Origin of the sequence: Pseudomonas viridiflava (genome assembly GCF_900602065.1) — a bacterium.
Taxonomy (GTDB): Bacteria; Pseudomonadota; Gammaproteobacteria; order Pseudomonadales; family Pseudomonadaceae; genus Aquipseudomonas.
The window spans coordinates 70,091-90,562 of sequence record NZ_UWFN01000209.1; the positions used below are offsets into that span (position 1 = coordinate 70,091).

Sequence of the window (20,472 nt, forward strand, 5' to 3'; positions counted from 1 at the left end):
CGGCTGTGTTACCGATCAGTCGCCCTGCACGGTTTTATGCTGAGCGCTTAGCCACGGGCAAGTGCTTGCAGGTTCTCCCATTCTGCCAACGAGATCTCGATGCCGCCCGCAAGTGACTTTGCCCGCTCCAGGTATCGCCGATCACCCGGTATGCGCTCCTGCCCCACACCCTGCATCTGCCGGACCAACTCCTCGCTACGCGTTGCGAAGTGTTGGCCGCTGCCTTTATCCGGGTCGATCACGATCAGCAATTGTCCGGTCCAGGGGGTTTGCGCACCGGGATGTCGAGACCAGTCGAACTCGAACGAGAAATTGCCTCCCGTGAGGCCAGCTGCAAGCAACTCGACCATCATCGACAGTGCAGAGCCCTTATAGCCGCCGAACGGCAGAAGTGCCCCGCCATCCAGGATGGCTTTAGGGTCTTGCGTCGGTTGCCCAGCGCGGTCAACGCCCATTCCGGCAGGCAAGGTGCGACCCGCTCGGGCAGCAATCTGCACGTCGCCGTTGGCAATAGCACTGGTCGCCAGATCAAAAACAATGGGCTCCCCGCCTGCGCGAGGCGCGGCGAACGCTATCGGATTGGTGCCAAACAGAGGTTTCTGTGCGCCATGGGGTACCACGCAAGTCATGCTATTGACGACGCTCAGCGCCACCAGCCCTTGCTTGGCAAAAGGCTCGACATCCGGCCACAAAGCAGCAAAGTGGTGGGAGCTGCGAATGGCCAGGATCGCGATACCTGCGCTTTTTACCTTTTCGATCAGCAATGGCGTGGCAGCCGCCAACGCAGGCTGCGCAAAGCCATTGGCCGCATCCACGCGGATAAATGCAGCAGCTACGTCTTCGACTACAGGCACCGCCTTGCCGTCGACCCAGCCACTGGCCAGTGAAGACAAATAACCGGGAATGCGAAAAATGCCATGACTGTGAGAGCCGTCGCGCTGGGCACTTGCGCAGTTTTTCGACAACACCTTAGCCACCTCCTCCGAAGTGCCATGGCGCACAAATATCTGCCGCAGTACCTCGGTCAACTCGGTGAAGCCAAGGGTATGCGTCTGGTTGTCATGGGGTGCAGACATTGAAGACTCCGGAGGTCAGCGTGAACAACAGGAAGAGTGTCGTGACGATAGTCGAGATTAACGCTCACCCTTAAAGAGCTGAATCTACACCATCAGTTTGATCCAGACGCTTCTGAAAAAAGTAACGTCGATGCCCGGGTGGATAATCGTTAATTTGACCGCACTCGTTATACCCGAGGTTTCTGTAAAATTCAGGTGCCTGAAAATCGAACGTATCGAGCCATATACCTGTGCAGTTTTTCTCACGCGCCAGGTCTTCAGCCATTGCCATCAGACGTACGCCAAGCCCCTGCCCCCGGGCTTGTTCCGGCACTACCAGCAACTCGATGAACATCCAGCTATAAAAAATGCTGCCCTTCAACCCGCCGAGAACCTCGTCGCCTTGTTCATCCTTGACCAGCAGTGCGAATTTCTCTGCCCCGGACTGGCCTGCCTTGGCGACGTTATAAGCGCGCAAAGGCGTTAGGATTGCCGAGACGTCTTCTTCAGTAGGATTGGAGGTATGTTCGATACGCACGTTCATCCATGGCTCCGTGAGAGGTTGTATATGAAAAACGGCAGTTTAATACCGGAGAGCGCTTAACAGGAGTGGTTAAACAATGCGTTAACGCGAATCGACCGCTATTACCAAAAAAATGGACTGATGCGTTGATATTCAATAGCCACAACTGTTCTCCCCCGCTCCCACGCGCATGTAGAATACTCCTACAGCCGGAGTACCAATGAGCGACCCAATTCTCAGCGAAGCCGAATACGATGCCGTCACCGATGCCGCAGCACATTGGTGCATGCGCATGCATGCCAGTGATTGCACCGCAGAGGAGCGTCAGGCATTTGAACACTGGCTGCATGCGCATCCGCTGCATACCGTTGAATATGAAGCGATGCTGGAAATCTGGGATATTTCCGAGCAGGTGGTGCCGGTCAATCCATTGCCTGCCGGCGACAATGTCGTGCGCTTGGGCAGCAATCCAGCAGCCAAAGCATCCGGTAGAACCTGGCGTAATTATGCCGCCGCAGCGGCCATCGTTGCCCTCGCCTTGCCGGTAGCAGGTTACATAGGCTGGAATCAGGGCTGGCTGCCCAATGCTTATGACAGCTATGAAGCCAACGGCAGCACTCGCCTGGTTACCATGGCAGACGGTAGCCGTGTGGAACTGAACCTGGGAACCCGCCTGACGTTCGCCAACTACAAGGATCGACGCAGTGTCGTGCTGGACAAGGGCGAGGCGTTCTTCGAGGTCAGCCACGATGCCCAGCATCCATTTGTAGTGAAAGCCGGTCAGGGCAGCGTCAAGGTTACCGGCACCAAATTCAACGTATGGATGTACCAGGACCAGGTCCGGGTCATGCTGCTCGAAGGCTCTGTGCAAGTGGTCAGTGACAGCTCCCAACCGGGTAGCGGATATCGCCTTGAACCCGGTATGCAGGCTAGCTACAAGAGTGGCGACTTCGAACCGCAGATCAGCGAAACCTACGCCAACGACAACATCCTGGCCTGGCGCAATGGCAAGCTGATCATCAACAACCTGCCCTTGGCGCAGGCGCTGCCGCTGATCAACCGCTACCTGCCCCAACCGATTCTGCTCGCTGACAATGCAACTGGCGCGATCCGTATCGGCGGCAGTTACAACACGCAGGACATGGCTGGCTTGGTGACCTCTTTACCCAAGGTATTGCCTGTGACGGTGACCCGAAACAAAGAAGGTAATCAGGTCATCAACAGGCGACCGGGTATCACACCGAAGGGCTAGCCTGACGCCCCACCCGAGCATGTCTCGCCGGCATTCCGACAATAAGGCTGGACGCGATCCACACCAGACCCGAGCCAGCCTTTTCGCCCCTCCCCCCGAGATTACTGCTGCCCTTCCTTGATCACTTGCAACTGATAAGCAGGGTCTGCCGTGATCTGCTGCTCGGTGAACGGCAATACGGCCCATTGCTTTTTAGAGAACGCTTCGGTCTGATCCCGACGATACGGGGATTCTTCACGGGTTGACTCCGACGGCGCCAGCAAGCCCTGAGCCAGAGGACCGTGCTCGTCAAAACTCACCACTTGCAAATAGCTGCTGCCACTGACCACTTCACGCTTGCCATCAGGACGCGGCACAGACTGCATCGCGTTGTAGACGCCCAGAACTCCCGGAGCACCATGGATTGGCGTCTGCTGCTTGCCCGCAGTAGAGACTTGAATATCGCCCCAGCGCGTTTCTTCAGTCACACCGGCTTTGCTCAGCTGTTGCGCCGATGCCAGCACGGCGGCATGCAGCGCTCCCGTTACACCGGCCTGGCGCAAATCCAGACCGCGAGGTGTATGGACCGGATTGGCCGGGTCAAAGGCTATACGCCAGGCATTCGGAACAGCCTGCAGCGCCTTGGCGATGTTTTGAAAATGCACGAACCCCACGCCTGCATCCAGATTGGCACTGCGATCCCACTGGCTCATGCTCGTGCAGACACTTTTGACCGTTGCAGCGTCAGGTCCGGAGTAACCCGCGCAGTACTGCAGTAGATCGTCCAGCACCCCACCGGCCTCGGCGAGATACACCCGGTTATCCATCACCATGGCCTGCAAGTCCGCAATTGTGACCTTGCCAGCCTGCTGCAGGCTGCCGAGACGATCCACGGCAAAACGTGTACGCGGCCCAAGCGGCTGGGCATCACGGCTGATCAGTGGCGAAAAGCCCGTCAATGGCTGCGCCGGATTGGTCATCCACGCCGAATCATTTGAGTTCTGCAGATAATCGCTACGGCTCAACACCGGCAACGCTGAGCTTGGGAAGATCCCTGGCTGCGCCGCTGACGTATCGTTGTCCCAGGCGCAGGCCTTGCGCGAGCCGTCCAGCACGATCATCTCCAGACCAGCAGCAGGATCACTGCATTGCGCCAGCTTCTGGCTGCTGACATTCGGAACGACTGAATAATTGGTGTATAGCGTCTGCCCCTGATCGTCTACGGCTAACGTATTGACCCAAGGGATGCCCTGAATTTTCTGCAATGCGCTTTTCAGCTCCGCAAGGTTTCTGGACCGGTTCATCGCATACCACTGCTGCATGACCCGATCATTGCCAAGGTTTGCATCGCGCAAGCTATAGGCATATTCACGGTTCCAGTCCAGCTTGCCCGGCCACTGCACCACGGGGCCAAACTCGGACTGATAAATCTCGCGGGTTTGCTGCTGCGGCTTGCCATCCTTGTCGCTCAGCATGACGCTGACACGGGTCTTTTGCAGCGGGCGCGATTGTCCGTCAACCAGATAACGGGTGGGGTCCTTTGGATCAAGCTTGAGCCGGTATAAGGTGAAGTGTTTGGAGGTGTCCACCGTATGGGTCCAGGCCAGGTGCTGGCTGAAGCCGATATTGATCAACGGCAGTCCCGGCAGCGCGGCCCCCATGACATCGAGCTTGCCGGGGATGGTCAGGTGCATTTGATAAAAACGCATGCCGCCCACCCACGGAAAATGCGGGTTGGCCAACAGCATACCGCGGCCATTTTCGGATCGGTCACGACCAATCGCCACAGCGTTACTCCCCCTCTCCAGAGCAAAGTCCTGATCATGGGCAACAGCACTGGCGAATGACGTCGAATCCATTGAGTGACTGGTGACGGTGGCAGCGGGCGGTGCGGCGGCGGCAAGGGCTTCGGCAAAACGCCCCACACCGCCTTCGACTAGAAGGCGGCGGGTGAGCTTGACCTGATCGTCGGTGGTGATCGGACGCAGCCACTGAGCCTGCAAACATTCACCCTGATTACCGGCTTGTCGCGTCTCCGTCAGAAACCGGTTATATCCCGCGACATACCCCTCGACCAATTGCCGGACCTGTGGTGTCTGGGCCTTCCAGAACGCGGCGACAGCCTGAGGCGTATTCAGCCAGTTGAAGTACACATCGCTGGCCATGTTATTGCGCTGCTCGGTGGTCTGCTTCTCGGGACCAAAGTAACGCGAGCGTTCGCCGTTTACCGTGATGACTTCATTGGCCAGCAGACAGAGGTTGTCCTGCGCGTAGGCGTAACCAATACCGTAGCCAAGGCCGCGCTCGTTTTGCGCGCGGATATGCGGCACGCCGAACGTCGTCCGACGAATCTCCGCGCCAGCCTGACCGACAGGTAACTGCGCATGAGCACTGAGACTCAGGCCTAACAACAATCCGCAAATACACAACGTCGGCACGCGCTTGAAAATGATCACTCTGACTCCTGATGGCTGGCTTTTGGACAGGTACAGCCTTGACGGGCTGTCGCTCAGTTAAAGACGAAGAACAGGAGGAAAATTTAGGGATCAACGGCTCACTTAGAGAGGCTTGAAAGGATGATCGGTAAACTTTTTTTCGGAAAATGCTGAGGATTTTCAGCGCTCATACGTCTTAGTAAGTGAGGCAAGTATTTTCTGAGCCTGAAAAGGAATTTGCGCATGTTTAATCGTCAAGCCACCACCACCCGAACGATGCTGCGCCAGTCAGCCATTGCAGCGCAGGCCCAGGCGCCAGCGACCGATACCGAGCGTCAGAGCAACGAACCCATCAGGAAGCTGCTGAAAAGCTTTGGTCTGCGGACCAGCCTGGTCCGTTTGAAGGTCCTGGATGCGCTGCTGCACGCCACCAGCGAAGGACAGCCTCTGGGCGTTCGTGGCGTACACAGCCAATTGCTGAAGCTGGATATCCCGTTGTCCTTCCTGAGCGTGCGGGAAGTATTGAAACGCCTGTGCGACGAAGGTGTTATTTTTCTCAATCCGGACAAGAGCTACAGCCTGCATCCTCAGGCCATGCAACAGCTCAACGAACCGGACAAGTCGGCACAGTAACTGCCCGGTTGCACTGAACCGCAAGCTCTCAGCGTTTGACCTTGCGGCGTATCACGCCGTTGATGACCACGACCAGAACGGCAACGGCGATGGCGATGTACTGGAAAGTTTGCTCGGTGATGACACCGCTGGCCTGCAAACGAGACAGGCCCAGCATGATCGCCAGTACCGCCAGGGCAATCAGCAGCGAATAAATCAAACGTTGTTTATTGGTCATTACAAGGTTCCTGAAATCTTCATGGACTGCACTCGTTGCGCACAAATGCGCGCCTATCTTACGCTGATGTGCCAAGCCTGACATCGGCATCCTGCATGCCTGCTCCCTGCAGCGATTTATCCCGCCACGCTCGCCAGATACCCACGCCAGAGCACATCCGGACAACGCTGGTTACAATTCGCATGGTTTAATAGCCTTTATTCAAGGCTGCTCATGCGGCCTTTTCGTGATTAGCAAGGAGTCAACCATGCCCCATGAAGGCAGCCTGTTGCAGGCCGCAGTCGTGTTTCTGTTTGCCGCGGTTTTGACCGTCCCACTGGCCAAACGGCTGCAACTGGGGGCCGTTATCGGCTATCTGTTCGCCGGTGTAATCATAGGCCCTTCAGTACTGGGGCTGATCGGCAATCCTGAGAGCGTCAGCCATATCTCTGAACTGGGCGTAGTTCTGCTGCTGTTTATCATCGGCCTCGAACTTTCGCCCAAACGTTTGTGGGTCATGCGCAAGGCCGTATTCGGCGTCGGTATGGCGCAAGTCTTGTTGACGGGACTGGTCATCGGCGTCATTGCCCTGCTCGCCTTCGGTCAGCCACTGAATACTGCCGTTGTGCTGGGGCTAGGGCTGGCGCTGTCTTCCACAGCCTTCGGCCTGCAAAGCCTGGCCGAACGCAAGGAACTCAATAGCCCTCACGGTCGACTGGCATTTGCCATTCTGCTGTTTCAGGACATCGCGGCCATTCCACTGATTGCCATGGTGCCATTGCTCGCGGGGACCGATGACAAGCTCAGCGCCAGTGATGGCCTGACTCACGGCCTCGAAGTATTAGGCGTCATTGCGATTGTGGTGGTGGGCGGCCGTTATCTGCTGCGGCCGGTGTTCCGTATTGTGGCCAAGACAAAAATCCAGGAGGTGTCCACGGCGACCGCATTGCTGGTGGTCATCGGTACCGCGTGGTTAATGGATCTGGTGGGTGTGTCCATGGCGCTGGGCGCTTTCCTCGCCGGTCTGCTGCTGGCCGACTCCGAGTACCGTCACGAGCTGGAGTCACAGATCGAGCCCTTCAAAGGGCTGCTGCTCGGGTTGTTTTTCATGAGCGTCGGCATGGGCGCCAACCTGAGCCTGCTGCTCAGCGAGCCGCTTGTTGTGCTGGGGCTGACGCTGCTGCTGATCTTCATCAAACTGCCACTGCTGTTTGTTGTTGGTCGTCTGGCGGGTGGGCTGGGTAAACAAAGCGCTTTACGACTGGGTATCGTGCTCGCCGCGGGCGGTGAGTTCGCCTTTGTGGTGTTCCAGATCGGCAGTGATCAGGGCCTGTTTGACGCACGCCTATACGACACGCTGGTGTTGACCATCACCTTGTCCATGGCGCTGACCCCACTGTTGCTGCTGGGAATTGCCCACTGGCTCAAGCCCAAGCCGGTTACCGTGGAAGTGCCGGACGAATACCGGGATATCAATACCGATTCACCTCGGGTGGTCATTGCGGGCATGGGCCGAATGGGCCAGATCGTGGCGCGGATTCTACGGGCGCAGAATATCCCCTTCGTAGCGCTTGATACGGCAGTGGAGTCCATCGAGTTTTCTCGCAGCTTCGGCAATGTTCCGGTGTTCTATGGAGACCCGTTGCGCCCGGAAATCCTTCGCGCGGCAAAAGTCGAACAGGCCGAGTTTTTCATCATTGCGACTGATGATCCCGACATCAATATCAAGACGGCCGAACTGGTCAACAAGCTGTATCCGAACATCAAGATCATCGCTCGTGCCCGTAACAGGCAGCACGTGCATCGCCTGCTTGATGTCGGGGCTCAGGCAGTGCGGGAAACGTTTTATTCCAGCCTGGAAATGAGTCGACGTACGCTGGTAGGTCTGGGCCTGAGCCAGACCCAGGCTGATGCGCGTATCAGCCGCTTCAAACGTCACGATGAACAGGTTCTGGCAGCGCAACATCTGGTCTATGACGATGCAGCGAAGGTGTTGCAGACGGCTCGCGAAGCCAGGAAAGAACTGGCTCAGTTGTTTGAGGCAGACCAACAGGAAGAGGAAGCCGGAAAGGATTGATCGCGAATGCGATCGCTTTTAAAGCTTTTGCATGTCGTGCCACGAATTTCGTAACGACGCGAGACAAGCGTCGGCAGGCCGAGTGGAGGTGTCGTGGTGGGGTGCGCTCGGCATGGATGCCGAGCGAGCGCCGTTGGGCCATGGATGGCCCGTCGGCGCGTCGCCCCACCACGGCACCGGAAGGAGGGAACCGCCGCGAAGCGGGGGCCGGACGTCAGCGTAAAATGGTTTCGCCCCTTTGCCGTAACAAAGGGGCCCGGCCGTTAGGACGGAACAAATATCAGCAGCGCAGCAATTGCCACTGATTCAATGCACCTCAATAGCATTCCAACACCGATGCAATCGGTTTACGCATACGGCCCATCCCAATATCGTCCATGCATGCCCAGCTTTCTCTTCAGGCTTTTAGGCAGACGTTTTTCCTGCTTGCTGAGTTTGTAAGCAACCAATTTGGCAGCATTGCGTATGAACGACAGTGGCCAAAGCAGAAAACGCCGGGGGCCGAGGAACTTGAGTTCTGATTTGACGTAACGCATCCCCTCCCCGGCCACGCCACCAAAGGCTTCGTAGATCCAGGCCTCGCGAGACTGAAACACGCCAATATCAAAGTAGCGTCGAAACTCTTCCCACACGGTGTAGTTGTGCGAGTGACGGCACACGGCCGAGCCTTCGTAGGCGACCTTCCAGCCGGCCAGAAGCATTTTGGCTGTCACGTACATATCTTCAGAAAGGATCACATGCGGCGGGAAACCACCGACATCCAGCAAGGCTTCGCGACGATAGGCCGCAAACGAGTTGGACATGAACGGTGTTTTGATGCCGAGTACCGGAGCATCTTCCAGAGTCTTGATCTGTGAGACCGGCGGGTAGTTGAACAGGCGAGCATGCTGCGCGAGCAAGCTGGCATCTTTGTGAGGCAACTGACGCCCGCAGACAGCGCCCACCTTCGGGTCAGCGAAAGGCAGCAAAATATTGGCAATGGCCTCGACGTCCTCGACGTACGCGTCCTGAGTCATATAGACATAGACGTCGTAATCGGGATTGAACTCAACCATCATTTGCCGTGTGCCGCCGTGGTTGAAATCCTTGCTGTCGACACGGATCACATTGGCGCAACGCGAACGCGCCAACTCAAGGGTTCCATCACGGGAACTCGAATCGACAATCAGCGTGTCAAAAACCGCTGTCTGAGTTGCCAGAGAATCCAGTAAACGCTGTAAATCATTTCGCCCGTTATAGGTCGGGATGACACAAGCCACTCTCAAAGACGGCATAACAAAACTCCAGGGCGAAATCCGAATGCCCAAATTGTCAGCGCTTTTGAGGGTAGCTCATGCCTTGCAGATAGACCATGCGGATGGGTGAAAACGCAATCAGCCGAGCACTTCACTCAAAGGAATGAAGTTGACCCATTCCCCCTCTGCCACTGTACGGCCCTCGCGCACCTCGATCAGGCCGTCGGCCCAGGCTGCACTGCGCAACACCCCGGAGCTCTGGTTTTTATAAAACACCGCGCGCCCCTCCTCCAGTCTTCCGCGCAGATACTCACGGCGGTTACCGGGCTTGGTCCAGGCAAAACCGGCCGGTACCGGAAATTGTAACGGCGTGACCGCAGCGACACCCTGACGACGCAACAGGTAAGGACGGGCCAACAGAGCAAAGGTCACCAGCGTCGAGGCGGGATTGCCTGGCAAACCAATCACCGGCACTCCCCGAAAATGACCGAACGTCAGGGGTTTCCCGGGCTTGATCGCCAGCTTCCATAACGAAAGCTCGCCCTCTTCGCGCAACGCGTGCCCGAGAAAATCAGCTTCGCCCACAGAAACGCCGCCAGTCGAAAGGATCAGATCTACGTCGTTGAGCGCACCCAACGCTGTGCGCGTCTTCTCCAGATCGTCGGGCAGAATCCCGGCATCGACTACCTCGCACTCCAGCCGTTTCAGCCAGCTGCACAACAGCACACGATTGCTGTTGTAGATCTGCCCCGGCCCCAACGGCTGCCCCGGTTCAATCAACTCGTCACCGGTGGAGAGAACGGCCACCCGCAACCGTCTGACCACTTGCAACCCGGCCAGTCCTAAAGAAGCCGCCAACCCGAGTTCAATCGGCCCCAGGCGTGTGCCGGCGGCCAGCAATTTGTCGCCCGTAAGAGTCTCCTGGCCTTGAGGACGAATATTCTGACCGACCTGCAGGGTTTCGATGAACCCGACACGCTGATCAGCGAACACTTCAGCGTTCTCCTGCATTTCGACGCAGTCGGCGCCCTCAGGAACCGGCGCGCCGGTAAAAATCCGCGCGCAAGTACCAGGAGCCAATGGCTCCGGAGCCTGCCCGGCAAAGATTCGCTGACTGACGATCAGAGGCTCACCGTTCCAGTCAGACTGGCGCAAGGCGTAACCGTCCATGGCGCTGTTTGGCCAAGGCGGCAGATCAAGCGTCGCAATCATGTCCTGCGCCAGTACGCGTCCCTGAGCCTGAGCCAGAGGAACGGCTTCGGACTCGGTTACAGGTGCGGCTTCAGCCATTTCCAGCAAACGTGCCAGCGCTTGCTCGACCGGCATCAAGGGCTTGCTCATTGGCTTGTCATCCACGCGTTGCACAGGGTTCGGCCTGCTTCAGGTGTGGGACGAAATTGCAGGGACGGAAACGGTTGTCCAGTTGCTGGGCGAGAATGCCATCCCAGCCGGTACGCACCGCATTGGTCGAGCCGGGCAGGCAGCACACCAGCGTACCGTTAGCCAGTCCTGCCAATGCGCGGGACTGGATCGTCGATGTACCGATGTCCGGCACCGAGATCTGACGAAACAGCTCGCCGAAACCATCGACCTGTTTGTCCAGCAGGCAGGCAACCGCTTCCGGCGTGCTGTCACGACCGGTGAAACCTGTACCGCCAGTAATCAACACGACCTGCACTTCATCATCGGCAATCCAGCCAGCGACCTTCGCGCGGATCTTGTACAGATCATCCTTGAGCAGAACGCGCTCGATCAGGCTGTGACCGGCCTCAGTCAGGCGGTCGACAAACATCTGGCCAGAGGTGTCAGTTTCCCGGGTGCGGGTGTCACTGACCGTTAAAACAGCAATATTCAGCGGTACAAAGGGGGTGTCAGCCTTGGCTTTCATCGCTCAATCCACAGTTGTAGGGAAAACAGGCCGGTGTTATATCACAGCACTCCTTTTCCCTGCTTCGGTCGAGCCCCCTCATGCCTGATGTCATTCCCCTTCCCGCCTGTTCGATCCTGCTGCTGGCGGGCGGTCAAGGTCAGCGTATGGGCGGTCGGGATAAAGGCTTGATCCTGTGGCGGGGCGAACCACTGATACAGCATCTGCATCGTCTGACCCGGCCGTTGACCGACGACCTGGTTATCTCCTGCAATCGCAACCTTGAACACTATGCGATTTACGCTGACCGACTGGTGCAGGATGGCAACGACGAGTTTCACGGACCATTCGCGGGCATACGCGCAGCCCTGCCGCTTGCGCACCATTCACATCTGCTGGTGCTGCCCTGCGACGTGCCATTGATCGACCACTCATTGCTGCAGAGCCTGCGGAAAACAGCGTTCGAACACCCGGAGCAACCGGTCATGGTACGCAGTGGAACACACTGGCAACCGCTGCTTTGCATGATCCCGACTCTCCACGCCAAGGCCTTTGAAGCCGCCTGGCTGAGCGGTGAGCGCAGCCCGCGCAGGGTCATGGAGCAACTTCATGCCGTCGCCGTGCAATGTGAGGCTGACGATCCGCGGCTGGCCAACCTCAATACTCCGGACCTGCTGACCCGGACCACCGGCTGACCCAAGCCTTGCGCAGCGACTAATATTCATTGAACTTGCTGAAGCCAGCTACGTCTTAACGTCAGTTAACCAAGAATCGACCAGGAGACACCGTAATGAACCAACGGACCCTTCCCGCTGCCTTTTTGCTCGCACTGGGCCTCGCATCGCTTGCCGGCTGTGCATCGCCGACCGTGATCACCCTGACCGATGGCCGGGAAATTCAGGCCGTCGATACGCCCAAGTATGATGAAGATTCGGGCTTCTACGAGTTCAAGCAACTGGATGGCAAGGAAACTCGCGTCAACAAGGATCAAGTGCGTACCGTCAAGGACCTCTGATCTGACTGCGGTGTAGTAGATGTAAAAAAACCCGCCAAGTGCGGGTTTTTTATCGGTTACGGAAAATACCGGATTACCAGTCCAGACGAATCTCGCTGTGAAATTGCCGCGACTGCCCTGTGACCGGATCGCAAAAACGCAAGCTTTGGGCCAGCAGCTTCAAGGGTCTGGCGTAATCATCCACCGCGTCCTTGATCACATCGGGGTAAAAAGGATCATTGCAGATACCAGCCCCCAGCGCAGCCATATGCACCCGCAACTGGTGTTTCTTGCCTGTCACCGGGTACAACCCGTAACGCCAAAGATCGCCGTTGCGTTCGCAAACCTCCATGGCGGTCTCGGTATTACTGGCGCCGGGCCCTTCCTGCATGCGAAAGAAAGGCTCGCCATCGATCAACCGGCTTTTATGCACGCGGGGGAATTCGATACCCGGTAACGCAGGCGCAATGGCTTCATAACGCTTGTCGATCTGGCGGGTCGGGAACAGTGACTGGTAAGCAGAACGGGTCTGCTTGTTGGCAGAAAAAAGCACCAGCCCTGCGGTGTGCCTGTCAATGCGATGCAACGGCACCAGATCAGGATTATCCAGTCGACGGATCAAACGGCGCAGCAATGTCTGCTCGACGTACTCTCCCGCGGGCGTGACAGGCAGGAAGTGAGGTTTATCGGCGACCACCAGGTGCTCGTCCGCATAGAGAATGGATTCCAGAACCGGAATGGGCGTTTCGTTAGGGACTTCACGGAAGTAGTGAATGCGCAGCCCTTCCCTGTAAGCCAGGTCCGCTGCTACAGGTTTACCGTTGGCATCCAGCACACGCCCCCTGGCCATACGATCAAGCCACTGCTCGCGACTGATGGCGCGGAAATGCGCGCACAGGCAATCAAGTACAGTCCCCCACGTGCCTGGGGGTAGATAAAGAGTGCTCGCCTGGCTGTTGGCGGCAGAAAACACAGACTCGGACATACTGGGGCTCTTGGGGAAAGGCTCTTGGGACTGCTCTTGATGAGCCGCAGGCATTATCACCCAAGAGCCTGTCCATCGCGAATCGGCGGAGCGTATCAGATCACGCCGCACGCAACCCGATCACCACCACCCCCTAGAGGTTTGGGCATATCAGAATGGTTATCTGCGCCCGCATGGATCATCAGTGCATGGCCTTTGACGTCCTTGAGCTTTTTCAAACGAGGTGCAAGAACCGGATAGTTGGCCATGCCGTCTTCAGTGACGTAGATCGCTGGCAGGTCACCCAGGTGACCGTTGGCGTAAGGCCCCAGATGCTTGCCGGTCTTTTTCGGGTCCCAATGTCCACCGGCCGCCTGAGCGGCAATTTTTACACCGTCTTTGGTAGCCGTATCGCAGCTGGCATTTTCGTGGATATGAAAGCCATGAACACCCGCCGGCAAAGTTGTCAGGCTAGGCGTGAAAAGCAGACCGTATTCGGTTTCCGTGATGATGACTTCGCCGATCGGCTTCGCTGCGTCCGTAGTACTGACCAGATTCATCGGAACCGATAACGAATCGGCGAGGGCTGTATTCAGAGAAAAAGCGCCAAAAAGGCCAAGCCAGAGATAAGGTTTCATCATTCGTCCATTTGCTGAGAAAAGTGCAAGGCAGCCAGAAAAGCCTGCCCGGATGAAGGTTTACCTAGTCTTGTACACGCTCAGCGGCGCAAAAGTTCCACTCAATTCGTGTACGGATGTTTGCCAGTAGTCTGCGATGCCCTCATCCCAAGCCATCAGGGCTTAAAGGAAATGTGAATCTGTTGGCGCGGTCAGGTCGCGCACCTACGATAAAAAGCTGACAACCCGCTCCACACTGAACGGCCAGTCGAGTTCGGCGCCGGTATCGATACGACGCAAGACAGGGATACGCAAGCCATAGGTCTCGACCAGATGCTCGCTATCCCCGATGTCTACCAGCTCAACCAAAAGCCCATGCTCCACCAGCGGCATCAACTCTGCTTCCGCGACTTCACAAAGATGGCACCCCAAGGTGCCGAACAACTGGCATTCAGGAGGCATGCGGGTGACCCTCAAGACAGGAAATTAGCAGCCATTTTAGTCTTGCAGCAGAGGGTCGTCGAGAAAGGCGCGGATGCCACGCCCAGGAGCAGAACTCAAAGCGGGGCCTCGGGAACCCGCCAGTCAGGCGCCCTGAAGACTTGTTCAGCGCCGGATATACGCATTGATATACGGTCCAGAATTGATTCTGCGGTGTACTTGGGCGTGGTCGTATTGAAGGCAATCAGCAGCAACCCCACCAGCAAGGCTGCAGAAGGAATTCTGCCCGGCTGGATGTTCTCCAGACCCAACAAAAAAAGGCAGGCTGCCAACGAGCCCAACAAAGCGCCAGCGACAGCTTCAGGCAACGGATGAATGAATGGCGCAACGCAGTAGATGCTGAACATCCAGCCTACCGCCAATCCGAGTGCTGCTGCGGGCCAGCTCAGTCGCGGATGCACCTGACGGGCGAGCAGACTCAAGCCCACCGTGAGTACCAGGCAGGTATTCATCGCATGGCCGCTCAAGACATAAATGCCCAGGCTCTCCAGTGCCACGCCCCAGCCTTTGAAAAGGATTTTACTGACCGCCACGATCGAGTAGACCGCGAACACTGTGGCGACCCACAGCAGTGCCGAGCGCCGCGAACGGGTCATCCATAGCCAGCCGGTGATAACCAGTGCGGCAGGCAGCATCACGGTGATGCCGCCGTAAGGGGTAATTGACGCGAGCTGTATATCCAACTGTCACTCCAACAGGGAGTTGCCGCCAAAATTCTACTGCGCCCGCTCCAGGCTAGATGAGCGAGCTCGAAAGTATTTGCGGGCAAAGGTATTGGCCCGATCCAGCACCGGCTTCTCGAAACAGCGATAACCGACCCAGCCGTAACATAGCACCGCACACATCATCAGTGCGCAGAAGAAAATGTTGTCCATCAGGCTGCCGGGCCAACCGCCCAACAATTGCCAGATACGCCCGATAACGCCCAGCACCAATAGATGTGACAGGTAGACGGTGTAAGACATGTCGCCGATTGACACCAGCCCCTTTGGCATCGAAACATGCCCGCGACGCTCCAGCAACGCCAGCGCGAAAACCAGCGTAGCGAACACCACACCGACTATCACCATCCTCGACAAGCCGTGGCCTTCAAACAACCCGTAAGCGCCTATAACCGGAATACCCAGCAGCACCGCCGCAGCCAAAAGCCCCCAGACTGCGGAACCGGGGATACGCGCGCTGTTCGGGCTATAGAAGAACAGGGCCAGTAATGCTCCGGCGATGAACTCCAGCGCATACGGGTGAAGGATCACCGCCAGCACCGGCGAATACTCCTGCCAATCCTCCAGCGTATTGAACACCAGCAACACCAAGGCCCAGGTAGCAAGCAGCAATGGCAAGCTGCGCTCTTTGAAAAACAGCAAAACACTGAAAACCAGGTAGAACCACAACTCGAACACCAGCGACCACGCCACCATCACCAGCAGCACCTTGTCACTGGGCAGGAGCAGGAATGACCGCCACAGGTTCGACTCCCCGTGAGCACTGTTGACCATTCCTGGCTGAACCAGATAAACCACCAGGGTGATGAAAAAATACAACCAATACGTGGGGTAAATACGCGATACGCGATTGAACAGAAAACGCTGCCGTTCAACGCTGCTCTGAAACCGCCCACGGCTGACGATCACCATCACGAAACCACTGATGACAAAAAACAGATCAACACCTAACTGAAAAAAATCCAGCCAGCCCGGCAAAAGCCTGTCGCCCCCCGAGTACTTCAGTTCGACGGCCGTCATGTGGAAAAGCACCACGCCCAGCACTGCAAGGCCCCTCAGCCCTTGAAGGGAATACAACCGCTCCATGTCACTCTCCAGCCCATGCCTGAACGCCACTGAACGGCGACAGTACTGCCATGATTTGCCAAAAGCCCCCTGCTAAAGAGGTATCTCTTTCAGCGAGTGAACCTGCGGGCTGCCGTCAAGACGATACCCCACGATTCAGCGTCGGGGTACAGCATAGCCAAATCCAGTCCATATGAGGCCACGTCTTGAAGGCGCCGCAACAAACCGCATCCGTCAGGACATGCCCCGAGACAGAGCGGGTAAAATCGTGGAAACTCCGGGCACAGCACGCTTGCGTCCAGGTCAAATCTGCTCCAGTGCGCGCTCCTGATCAGCGCACAGCAAATGGCCACGCACCAACACACCGCAAAACCGGCTCATACGGATACCTGGATTTGATGTGGCATTGAAGTGAACCTTCAGCAAGCCCCTGGACTCGAAAGCCCATACGCACCTAATGGAGAGAAAAATGGCACGCCAAACAGCACAGAACGCCCAGGAAATCTTGATGGCTGACTTTCAGGTCCTGGTTGCCGATACGGAAAAGCTTCTGGAACACACCGCCTCATTGGCAGGCGAGCAAGCCGACGAACTGCGCAGCCAGATCAATGAAAGTCTGCTGCGTGCACGCGAAACGCTGAAACTCACCGAAGAATCTCTTCGTGAGCGAGGCAAGGCCGCCGTCGTAGCCACCGAAGATTACGTACAAACCAACCCATGGCAGTCAGTAGGCATCGCCGCTGGCGTTGGTTTCCTGATTGGCCTGCTGGCCACAAGGCGCTAACGATTATGGCTCCGGGAACTGAATCCGGTCAGGCATCAGACCAGACCTCATCGTCGCCACGGCGACTGGGCGCGGCTGTTCTCGGACTGCTGCACAGTCATGTGGAATTGTTCGGCATTGAACTTCAGGAGCAGAAGGCCCGCACCTTGAGCCTGCTCTTGTTCGCCGGCCTGGCGCTTGTGTTTGCCCTGTTGCTGCTGACGGGGCTGTCGGCGCTCCTGCTAATCGTGTTGTGGGACAGCTATCGTCTGGCCGGCATTATCGGCCTGTGCGTGTTCTATACGTTGTGTGCGCTGTTTTGCGCCCTGCGTCTCAAAGCTGCCATATTCGACGAGTCCTCGCCATTCAACGCGACACTCGAAGAATTGGCTAATGACCGTGAGCGATTGATGCGATGAGCCTGCCTGAATCTCACCAGAAACACTCCCGTCGCGAATTGCGCAAAGCGCTGGTTCGCTTGCGTATGGAAATGCACCGCCAGGAAATCCGGCAGGAGTCGAACAATCTTCTCCAGCCGTTGCGAAGGGTTCGCGGCATGGGCACCGACTGGCAAGGCGCACTGGGAATCAAGCATGCTCCTTTGTGGGGTATGGGTGTCGTTTCGCTGCTGGGCTTCCTTGGTGGTAAAGGTGCGAAAGGCTCGCGCCCTGGCGGCCTGACCCGGATCATCAAACTCGGTGTAAGCCTGTTGCCGGTTATCAGGATGGCGCTGGGTTCGTCCCGAAAACGCTAGTGGCAATTGGCTGCGTTCTTGCAAGCAGCACCTCCCTGTCAAGTTGGATGGATGGCTTCAGATTTCACTGAAGCCATCCATTTTGCTGTGGAAATTTTGATTTCAACTGCCGAGTTTACTGAGGAGGCCATGTGATTGATGGGCAACCTATTGCCTGCTTTCAGCCGTTCATTGATACCGCTACTGGCCGTATTGCTGGTGTTGAAGCATTGGGCCGCGTACGAAAGGACGACGGCCAGTTAAAGTCAGTGGGCCCGCTGTTCGCGGACCCGAAAATGCCTGCCGCTGCATTACGCCGCCTGGATCGTATTATCCGCGACGACGCTCTGAGCCGATTGCATCAGGCGCCTGACGACTGGTTTCTGAGCCTGAATATCTCACCCCGGTGGATCTCTCGCCTGCGCCCCGGGCAGCCTTTGCCCAGCCTCAAGCAACTGCAACGAAACGCTGTAGAACCGCAGCGCATCGTGTTTGAAATCACAGAACTGGATGGCAACAGCCAGCGACTCGCGGAAGTAGTCAGCCGTTACCGCGAGGCTGGTGCACGAATCGCCATCGATGATTTCGGTGCTGGCTACTCGCAACTGGACCGGGTGCTCGCTTTGCAGCCCGACATACTCAAGCTTGATATGCGTTTGTTTCAGGCGGCAGCGAAAGGCGGGCCAAGCAGCGATATTGTCAAAGCGCTGGCCCAGATGGCGGAAAAAACCGGTTGCTGGATTATCGCCGAAGGAGTCGAAACGGAAGCCGAATTACACTTTGCCCTCGAGTGCGGCGCACGTTACGTCCAGGGCTTTCTGTTTGCTCCCGGCGAGCAGACATTCTTCGAGCCGGATGCGTTCGTTGAACAATTTGCCCGACTGCGCGACCGCTACGTGCAAAAAAAGCTGGCGGAGCGGGCACTGGTCATGGGCCTGCGCCAGCAACTCACTTCGTTGATGTCCATCCTGCAACGCTGGGACCAGAGTTCACTTGACCAATTGCCGCAATTGCACGACTACCCTTGGCTACTGCGCTTCTACCAATGCGACCGGCACGGTACTCAGCTCACGCCCAATCTGGAATGGCGCAACGGTGAATGGCAATCCGATACCGCCTACATTGGCCACAACTGGTCCTGGCGTCCCTATTTCTATCATTTACTTGCCGAGGGCTGGCACGAGCGCCGCCTGATCCTCTCCAATACCTATCGAGACGCTACCACCAACCAGTATTGCCTGACCGCTGGACAGTTTTTCGACAACGACCAACGCATTCTCTTGATCGATGTCGACGCAGCGGGTTTCTGACCCCCTTGCAGCCGGGTCTTCGAACCCGGAAGCTAGGCAGTCTTTACCGACGGAGTAAACGCCTTGGATTGGCAAACCCTGCTCAACCGCGAACGACTTGGCAAAACCCTGCACAGCCCGGAAGAACTGGGGCGCAGTCCTTTCCATAAAGATCATGACCGAATCATTTTTTCCGGAGCATTTCGCCGCCTCGGGCGCAAGACACAAGTTCATCCCGTGTCGAGCAACGATCACATTCATACGCGCCTGACCCACTCGCTGGAAGTCAGTTGCGTCGGTCGTTCACTGGGGATGCGGGTCGGTGAAACGCTGCGTAGTGCCCTGCCCGACTGGTGTGATCCAAGTGATCTGGGCATGGTTGTGCAGTCGGCCTGTCTGGCCCACGACATTGGCAATCCTCCGTTCGGTCATTCCGGCGAAGACGCCATCCGTAACTGGTTCAAACAAGCTGCGGGCCGGGGCTGGCTCGATGCGATGAGTGAGGTAGAACGCGACGACTTCCTCAATTTCGAAGGTAATGCCCAGGGCTTTCGAGTCCTGACGCAACTGGAATATCACCAGTTCGACGGTGGCACACGGCTGACCTACGCCACCCTCGGCACCTACCTTAAATACCCATGGACGGCTCGCCACGCGGACTCCCTGGGCTACAAGAAACACAAGTTTGGCTGCTACCAGAGCGAGCTGCCGATTCTGGAACAGATCGCGCAAAAACTGGGGCTGCCGCAACTTGAGGAGCAGCGCTGGGCGCGACATCCACTGGTCTATCTGATGGAAGCCGCAGACGACATCTGTTATGCCCTGATCGACCTCGAAGACGGCTTGGAGATGGAGTTGCTTGAGTATGCAGAGGTGGAATCGCTGCTGCTGGGGCTGGTCGGCGATGATTTGCCTGACACCTATCGCCAACTGGGTCCTGATGACTCACGTCGGCGCAAACTGGCGATCCTGCGTGGCAAAGCCATTGAGCATCTGACCAACGCTGCTGCGAGGGCCTTCGTCGAACAGCAGGACGCATTACTGGCCGGTACGCTCAGTGGCGATCTGGTCGAGCACATGCATGGCCCCGCAAAGCGCTGTGTGCTGAGCGCCAAGGACATGGCACGCAAGAAAATCTTTCAGGACAAGCGCAAGACCCTGCACGAGATAGGCGCCTACACCACACTGGAGATACTGCTCAACGCTTTCTGCGGTGCCGCACTGGAACAGTTCGGCGGCCGGGCACCCTCTTTCAAGCACAGGCGCATTCTCGACCTGCTGGGCAACAATGCTCCCGATCCTGATGCACCATTGCATGCATCATTCCTGCGCATGATCGACTTTATTGCCGGGATGACCGACAGCTATGCCAGTGAGATGGCCAGGGAAATGACCGGGCGCTCAAGCCCTATGTAAAGCAGACACTGCCGCCCGGCGTTTTTTAACGAGTGGGCGGCAGCACCTTTCTCAGCAGCAAATCGCCGGCAACTTCAGACGCGTCCTACATTTTTTTAGGAATCGTCTTATCGCAAATGATTTCGTGCCTGCGTGATACTCCGCCGCTTGATAGCC

22 protein-coding genes are annotated in these 20,472 nt (G+C 57.2%); 10 read left to right on the forward strand and 12 right to left on the reverse strand.

The features are described from left to right. Window positions 1–47: 47 nt before the first annotated feature. Both EE949_RS12320 and EE949_RS12325 read right to left on the reverse strand, forming a co-directional pair. Window positions 48–1,076 (reverse strand): Ldh family oxidoreductase, encoded by a 1,029-nt coding sequence (locus EE949_RS12320; protein ID WP_122664548.1) that lies wholly within the window; start codon window positions 1,074–1,076, stop codon window positions 48–50. A 70-nt stretch (window positions 1,077–1,146) separates the two neighbouring features. After that, window positions 1,147–1,599: a GNAT family N-acetyltransferase gene (locus EE949_RS12325; RefSeq protein ID WP_122664549.1), complete on the reverse strand. Its 453-nt coding sequence runs from the start codon at window positions 1,597–1,599 to the stop codon at window positions 1,147–1,149. Between the two features lie 199 nt (window positions 1,600–1,798). Here EE949_RS12325 and EE949_RS12330 point away from each other — a divergent pair, with 199 nt between their 5' ends. Beyond that, on the forward strand, window positions 1,799–2,830 hold the full coding sequence (locus tag EE949_RS12330) for a FecR family protein (protein ID WP_122664550.1): 1,032 nt from the start codon (window positions 1,799–1,801) through the stop codon (window positions 2,828–2,830). A 101-nt stretch (window positions 2,831–2,931) separates the two neighbouring features. Here the strand turns inward: EE949_RS12330 and EE949_RS12335 are convergent, their stop codons facing one another. Then, complete coding sequence (locus tag EE949_RS12335) at window positions 2,932–5,265, reverse strand: acylase (RefSeq protein WP_122664551.1); 2,334 nt, start codon at window positions 5,263–5,265, stop codon at window positions 2,932–2,934. Window positions 5,266–5,487: 222 nt separating this feature from the next. Between EE949_RS12335 and EE949_RS12340 the strand changes: the two genes are divergently transcribed. After that, window positions 5,488–5,877, forward strand: a complete 390-nt coding sequence (locus EE949_RS12340) for a Fe2+/Zn2+ uptake regulation protein (RefSeq protein WP_122664552.1) — start codon at window positions 5,488–5,490, stop codon at window positions 5,875–5,877. 28 nt (window positions 5,878–5,905) lie between these two features. Here EE949_RS12340 and EE949_RS12345 read toward each other — a convergent pair whose 3' ends face one another. Next, complete coding sequence (locus tag EE949_RS12345) at window positions 5,906–6,094, reverse strand: hypothetical protein (protein WP_122664553.1); 189 nt, start codon at window positions 6,092–6,094, stop codon at window positions 5,906–5,908. A gap of 247 nt (window positions 6,095–6,341) precedes the next feature. On the opposite strand from EE949_RS12345, the gene EE949_RS12350 reads away from it, so the two are divergent. Then, the gene (locus EE949_RS12350; protein WP_122664554.1) at window positions 6,342–8,150 is read left to right on the forward strand and encodes a monovalent cation:proton antiporter-2 (CPA2) family protein; all 1,809 of its coding nucleotides are present in this window, start codon (window positions 6,342–6,344) and stop codon (window positions 8,148–8,150) included. A gap of 347 nt (window positions 8,151–8,497) precedes the next feature. On the opposite strand, the gene EE949_RS12355 is transcribed toward EE949_RS12350, so the two are convergent. From EE949_RS12355 to moaB, 3 genes are all read right to left on the reverse strand, one after another. Continuing rightward, window positions 8,498–9,424, reverse strand: coding sequence for a glycosyltransferase (locus tag EE949_RS12355; protein WP_122664555.1), 927 nt, complete (start codon window positions 9,422–9,424; stop codon window positions 8,498–8,500). Window positions 9,425–9,523: 99 nt separating this feature from the next. Further along, complete coding sequence (locus tag EE949_RS12360; protein ID WP_122664556.1) at window positions 9,524–10,726, reverse strand: molybdopterin molybdotransferase MoeA; 1,203 nt, start codon at window positions 10,724–10,726, stop codon at window positions 9,524–9,526. A gap of 7 nt (window positions 10,727–10,733) precedes the next feature. After that, entirely contained in the window at window positions 10,734–11,273 is a 540-nt protein-coding gene (gene moaB / locus EE949_RS12365) for a molybdenum cofactor biosynthesis protein B (RefSeq protein ID WP_027898187.1), read from the reverse strand. Between the two features lie 80 nt (window positions 11,274–11,353). Here moaB and mobA point away from each other — a divergent pair, with 80 nt between their 5' ends. Both mobA and EE949_RS12375 read left to right on the forward strand, forming a co-directional pair. After that, a complete protein-coding gene (gene mobA / locus EE949_RS12370) occupies window positions 11,354–11,947 on the forward strand; it encodes a molybdenum cofactor guanylyltransferase MobA (RefSeq protein ID WP_122664557.1) in 594 nt (197 codons plus the stop codon). Window positions 11,948–12,042: 95 nt separating this feature from the next. Then, a complete protein-coding gene (locus tag EE949_RS12375; protein ID WP_122664558.1) occupies window positions 12,043–12,267 on the forward strand; it encodes a YgdI/YgdR family lipoprotein in 225 nt (74 codons plus the stop codon). A gap of 73 nt (window positions 12,268–12,340) precedes the next feature. Here the strand turns inward: EE949_RS12375 and EE949_RS12380 are convergent, their stop codons facing one another. The 5 genes from EE949_RS12380 to EE949_RS12400 all read right to left on the reverse strand — a co-directional run bounded on the left by EE949_RS12380 (window position 12,341) and on the right by EE949_RS12400 (window position 16,136). Further along, entirely contained in the window at window positions 12,341–13,231 is an 891-nt protein-coding gene (locus EE949_RS12380) for a pseudouridine synthase (protein WP_122664559.1), read from the reverse strand. A gap of 95 nt (window positions 13,232–13,326) precedes the next feature. Then, entirely contained in the window at window positions 13,327–13,848 is a 522-nt protein-coding gene (gene sodC / locus EE949_RS12385; RefSeq protein ID WP_122664560.1) for a superoxide dismutase family protein, read from the reverse strand. 204 nt (window positions 13,849–14,052) lie between these two features. After that, window positions 14,053–14,289 (reverse strand): glutaredoxin family protein, encoded by a 237-nt coding sequence (locus EE949_RS12390; protein ID WP_122664561.1) that lies wholly within the window; start codon window positions 14,287–14,289, stop codon window positions 14,053–14,055. Between the two features lie 95 nt (window positions 14,290–14,384). After that, a complete protein-coding gene (locus tag EE949_RS12395) occupies window positions 14,385–15,011 on the reverse strand; it encodes a hypothetical protein (RefSeq protein WP_430735926.1) in 627 nt (208 codons plus the stop codon). 33 nt (window positions 15,012–15,044) lie between these two features. After that, window positions 15,045–16,136, reverse strand: a complete 1,092-nt coding sequence (locus EE949_RS12400; protein ID WP_122664562.1) for an acyltransferase family protein — start codon at window positions 16,134–16,136, stop codon at window positions 15,045–15,047. Between the two features lie 448 nt (window positions 16,137–16,584). Between EE949_RS12400 and EE949_RS12405 the strand changes: the two genes are divergently transcribed. The 5 genes from EE949_RS12405 (at window position 16,585) to EE949_RS12425 (ending at window position 20,316) form a co-directional block, all read left to right on the forward strand. Continuing rightward, window positions 16,585–16,899, forward strand: coding sequence for a DUF883 family protein (locus EE949_RS12405; protein WP_122664563.1), 315 nt, complete (start codon window positions 16,585–16,587; stop codon window positions 16,897–16,899). Between the two features lie 5 nt (window positions 16,900–16,904). Next, window positions 16,905–17,297: a phage holin family protein gene (locus tag EE949_RS12410; protein WP_122664564.1), complete on the forward strand. Its 393-nt coding sequence runs from the start codon at window positions 16,905–16,907 to the stop codon at window positions 17,295–17,297. Next, window positions 17,294–17,632, forward strand: coding sequence for a hypothetical protein (locus EE949_RS12415; RefSeq protein WP_122664565.1), 339 nt, complete (start codon window positions 17,294–17,296; stop codon window positions 17,630–17,632). The genes EE949_RS12410 and EE949_RS12415 overlap by 4 nt, the downstream gene beginning before the upstream one ends. 131 nt (window positions 17,633–17,763) lie before the next feature. Then, complete coding sequence (locus EE949_RS12420; RefSeq protein WP_122664566.1) at window positions 17,764–18,921, forward strand: EAL domain-containing protein; 1,158 nt, start codon at window positions 17,764–17,766, stop codon at window positions 18,919–18,921. A gap of 63 nt (window positions 18,922–18,984) precedes the next feature. Next, complete coding sequence (locus EE949_RS12425) at window positions 18,985–20,316, forward strand: deoxyguanosinetriphosphate triphosphohydrolase (RefSeq protein ID WP_122664567.1); 1,332 nt, start codon at window positions 18,985–18,987, stop codon at window positions 20,314–20,316. Window positions 20,317–20,472 lie beyond the last annotated feature (156 nt).

Coding starts and splice junctions, on each gene's coding strand:
- EE949_RS12320 (WP_122664548.1), bottom strand. CDS start 1,076: ATGTCTGCACCCCATGACAACCAGACGCATACCCTTGGCTTCACCGAG.
- EE949_RS12325 (WP_122664549.1), bottom strand. CDS start 1,599: ATGAACGTGCGTATCGAACATACCTCCAATCCTACTGAAGAAGACGTC.
- EE949_RS12330 (WP_122664550.1), top strand. CDS start 1,799: ATGAGCGACCCAATTCTCAGCGAAGCCGAATACGATGCCGTCACCGAT.
- EE949_RS12340 (WP_122664552.1), top strand. CDS start 5,488: ATGTTTAATCGTCAAGCCACCACCACCCGAACGATGCTGCGCCAGTCA.
- EE949_RS12345 (WP_122664553.1), bottom strand. CDS start 6,094: ATGACCAATAAACAACGTTTGATTTATTCGCTGCTGATTGCCCTGGCG.
- EE949_RS12350 (WP_122664554.1), top strand. CDS start 6,342: ATGCCCCATGAAGGCAGCCTGTTGCAGGCCGCAGTCGTGTTTCTGTTT.
- EE949_RS12355 (WP_122664555.1), bottom strand. CDS start 9,424: ATGCCGTCTTTGAGAGTGGCTTGTGTCATCCCGACCTATAACGGGCGA.
- EE949_RS12360 (WP_122664556.1), bottom strand. CDS start 10,726: ATGAGCAAGCCCTTGATGCCGGTCGAGCAAGCGCTGGCACGTTTGCTG.
- moaB (WP_027898187.1), bottom strand. CDS start 11,273: ATGAAAGCCAAGGCTGACACCCCCTTTGTACCGCTGAATATTGCTGTT.
- mobA (WP_122664557.1), top strand. CDS start 11,354: ATGCCTGATGTCATTCCCCTTCCCGCCTGTTCGATCCTGCTGCTGGCG.
- EE949_RS12375 (WP_122664558.1), top strand. CDS start 12,043: ATGAACCAACGGACCCTTCCCGCTGCCTTTTTGCTCGCACTGGGCCTC.
- EE949_RS12380 (WP_122664559.1), bottom strand. CDS start 13,231: ATGTCCGAGTCTGTGTTTTCTGCCGCCAACAGCCAGGCGAGCACTCTT.
- sodC (WP_122664560.1), bottom strand. CDS start 13,848: ATGAAACCTTATCTCTGGCTTGGCCTTTTTGGCGCTTTTTCTCTGAAT.
- EE949_RS12390 (WP_122664561.1), bottom strand. CDS start 14,289: ATGCCTCCTGAATGCCAGTTGTTCGGCACCTTGGGGTGCCATCTTTGT.
- EE949_RS12400 (WP_122664562.1), bottom strand. CDS start 16,136: ATGGAGCGGTTGTATTCCCTTCAAGGGCTGAGGGGCCTTGCAGTGCTG.
- EE949_RS12405 (WP_122664563.1), top strand. CDS start 16,585: ATGGCACGCCAAACAGCACAGAACGCCCAGGAAATCTTGATGGCTGAC.
- EE949_RS12410 (WP_122664564.1), top strand. CDS start 16,905: ATGGCTCCGGGAACTGAATCCGGTCAGGCATCAGACCAGACCTCATCG.
- EE949_RS12415 (WP_122664565.1), top strand. CDS start 17,294: ATGAGCCTGCCTGAATCTCACCAGAAACACTCCCGTCGCGAATTGCGC.